At 56.6% G+C, this 3,377-nt stretch carries 2 rRNA genes; both read left to right on the top strand.

Going from position 1 to position 3,377, the window contains the following annotated elements:
• Window positions 1-57 precede the first annotated feature (57 nt).
• Window positions 58-3,166, top strand: a 23S ribosomal RNA gene (locus AB0877_RS31615).
• 86 nt (window positions 3,167-3,252) lie between these two features.
• A 5S ribosomal RNA gene (rrf, locus tag AB0877_RS31610) occupies window positions 3,253-3,369 on the top strand.
• Window positions 3,370-3,377 lie beyond the last annotated feature (8 nt).

Genomic DNA, 3,377 nt, shown 5'->3' with positions numbered 1-3,377 from the left:
TGGGGTTGTGGGTTGGTCGTTTGTTGAGAATTGCACAGTGGACGCGAGCATCTTTGTGGTCAAGTTGTCAAGGGCGAACGGTGAATGCCTTGGCACCAGGAGCCGATGAAGGACGTGGGAGGCCGCGATAGGCCTGGGGGAGCTGTCAACCAAGCTGTGATCCCAGGGTGTCCGAATGGGGAAACCTGGCACCAGTCATGTGGTGTCACCCACACCTGAACACATAGGGTGTGTGGAGGGAACGCGGGGAAGTGAAACATCTCAGTACCCGTAGGAAGAGAAAACAAATAGTGATTCCGTGAGTAGTGGCGAGCGAAAGCGGATCGAGGCTAAACCGGCTGCGTGTGATACCTGTCAGGGGTTGCGTGGTCGGGGTTGTGGGACCCTGCTGAACAAGCTGACACTTGTTCGAGGAGTTACAAAGTCAGTGGCTAGTCGAACAGTCTGGAATGGCTGACCGTAGACGGTGAGAGTCCGGTAGGTGAAAGTTGCTGACCTTCTGTGGGTGTTCCCGAGTAGCGGCGGACCCCTGAAATCTGCCGTGAATCTGCCAGGACCACCTGGTAAGCCTAAATACTTCCTGGTGACCGATAGCGGACAAGTACCGTGAGGGAATGGTGAAAAGTACCCCGGGAGGGGAGTGAAATAGTACCTGAAACCGTTCGCCTACAATCCGTCGGAGCCTTGCGGGGTGACGGCGTGCCTTTTGAAGAATGAGCCTGCGAGTTAGTGGCATGTGGCGAGGTTAACCCGTGTGGGGGAGCCGTAGCGAAAGCGAGTCTGAATAGGGCGATTCAGTCGCGTGTCCTAGACCCGAAGCGGAGTGATCTAGCCATGGGCAGGCTGAAGCGCGGGTAAGACCGCGTGGAGGGCCGAACCCACCAATGTTGAAAAATTGGGGGATGACCTGTGGTTAGGGGTGAAAGGCCAATCAAACTCCGTGATAGCTGGTTCTCCCCGAAATGCATTTAGGTGCAGCGTCGCGTGTTTCTTGCCGGAGGTAGAGCACTGGATGGTCTAGGGGGCCCACAAGCTTACCGAAATCAGCCAAACTCCGAATGCCGGTAAGTGAGAGCGCGGCAGTGAGACTGCGGGGGATAAGCTTCGTAGTCGAGAGGGAAACAGCCCAGATCACCAGCTAAGGCCCCTAAGCGTGTGCTAAGTGGAAAAGGATGTGGGGTCGCATAGACAACCAGGAGGTTGGCTTAGAAGCAGCCACCCTTTAAAGAGTGCGTAATAGCTCACTGGTCAAGTGGTTCCGCGCCGACAATGTAGCGGGGCTCAAGCACACCGCCGAAGCTGTGGCATTCACATTTTATCCTCGCTTGGACTTGATTCCTTGTGCAGGTGTGTGGATGGGTAGGGGAGCGTCGTGCCGCGAGTGAAGCAGCGGGGTGACCCAGTTGTGGACGCGGCACGAGTGAGAATGCAGGCATGAGTAGCGAAAGAAGGGTGAGAAACCCTTCCGCCGGATGACCAAGGGTTCCAGGGCCAGGCTAATCCGCCCTGGGTGAGTCGGGACCTAAGGCGAGGCCGAGAGGCGTAGTCGATGGACAACGGGTTGATATTCCCGTACCCGCGAAAGAGCGTCCCTGATGAACCTCGTTGTGCTAACCACCCGAACTTGGTGAGGTCTTCGGACTGAGTTGAGGGAGCGTGGGAACCTGATGGGTAGTAGTCAAGCGATGGGGTGACGCAGGAAGGTAGCTGAGCCCGGCCGGTGGTTGTGCCGGGGTAAGCGTGTAGGCCGTGGTGTAGGCAAATCCGCACCACATGAGGGCTGAGACGTGATGCCGAGCCGATTCAGGTGAAGTCAGTGATCCTATGCTGCCGAGAAAAGCCTCTAGCGAGTTCTTAGCGGCCCGTACCCCAAACCGACACAGGTGGTCAGGTAGAGAATACCGAGGCGATCGGGCGAACTGTGGTTAAGGAACTCGGCAAATTGCCCCCGTAACTTAGGGAGAAGGGGGGCCGGAGACGTGAAGCCCCGCGCGGGTGGAGCGTTGTATGGCCGCAGAGAGCAGGGGGAAGCGACTGTTTACTAAAAACACAGGTCCATGCGAAGAAGTAATTCGATGTATATGGACTGACGCCTGCCCGGTGCTGGAACGTTAAGGGGACCTGTTAGCTCTTCGGGGCGAAGCGGAGAACTTAAGCGCCAGTAAACGGCGGTGGTAACTATAACCATCCTAAGGTAGCGAAATTCCTTGTCGGGTAAGTTCCGACCTGCACGAATGGCGTAACGACTTCCCCACTGTCTCAACCACAGGCCCGGCGAAATTGCAGTACGAGTAAAGATGCTCGTTACGCGCGGCAGGACGGAAAGACCCCGGGACCTTTACTATAGCTTGACATTGGTACTCGAATTAGCTTGTGTAGGATAGGTGGGAGCCGGTGAAGTCCATACGCCAGTATGGGTGGAGGCAATCTTGAAATACCACTCTGGTTGATTTGGGTATCTAACTTCGGACCGTTATCCGGTTCAGGGACAGTGTCTGGTGGGTAGTTTAACTGGGGCGGTTGCCTCCTAAAAGGTAACGGAGGCGCCCAAAGGTTCCCTCAGCCTGGTTGGCAATCAGGTGTTGAGTGCAAGTACACAAGGGAGCTTGACTGTGAGACTGACAGGTCGAGCAGGGACGAAAGTCGGGACTAGTGATCCGGCACTTGCGAGTGGAAGCGGTGTCGCTCAACGGATAAAAGGTACCCCGGGGATAACAGGCTGATCTTCCCCAAGAGTCCATATCGACGGGATGGTTTGGCACCTCGATGTCGGCTCGTCGCATCCTGGGGCTGTAGCAGGTCCCAAGGGTTGGGCTGTTCGCCCATTAAAGCGGTACGCGAGCTGGGTTTAGAACGTCGTGAGACAGTTCGGTCCCTATCCGCCGTGCGCGTAGGATACTTGAGAAGGGCTGTCCCTAGTACGAGAGGACCGGGACGGACGAACCTCTGGTGTGCCAGTTGTCCTGCCAAGGGCACGGCTGGTTAGCTACGTTCGGAAGGGATAACCGCTGAAAGCATCTAAGCGGGAAGCCTGCTTCAAGATGAGGTATCCCACCCACCTTGGTGGGGTAAGGCCCCCAGCTAGACGACTGGGTTGATAGGCCGGAAATGTAAGCCCGGTAACGGGTTCAGTTGACCGGTACTAATAGGCCGAGGACTTGACTACTAAGCTGCTACGCGTCCACTGTGCAACTCTGAACAAGCGAACACCCGTGATTGTGGTGCCGGGGTTGTTTGATATGTTCATAGAGTTACGGCGGTCATGGCGGAGGGGAAACGCCCGGTTACATTCCGAACCCGGAAGCTAAGCCCTCCAGCGCCGATGGTACTGCACTCGTGAGGGTGTGGGAGAGTAGGACGCCGCCGGACAATCTTCC

The organism is Micromonospora sp. NPDC047644, from assembly GCF_040704315.1.
In the GTDB taxonomy this organism is placed as follows: domain Bacteria; phylum Actinomycetota; class Actinomycetes; order Mycobacteriales; family Micromonosporaceae; genus Micromonospora.
Note: the sequence above shows the minus strand (reverse complement) of the source record. Positions and strands in the feature narration are given on the sequence as shown.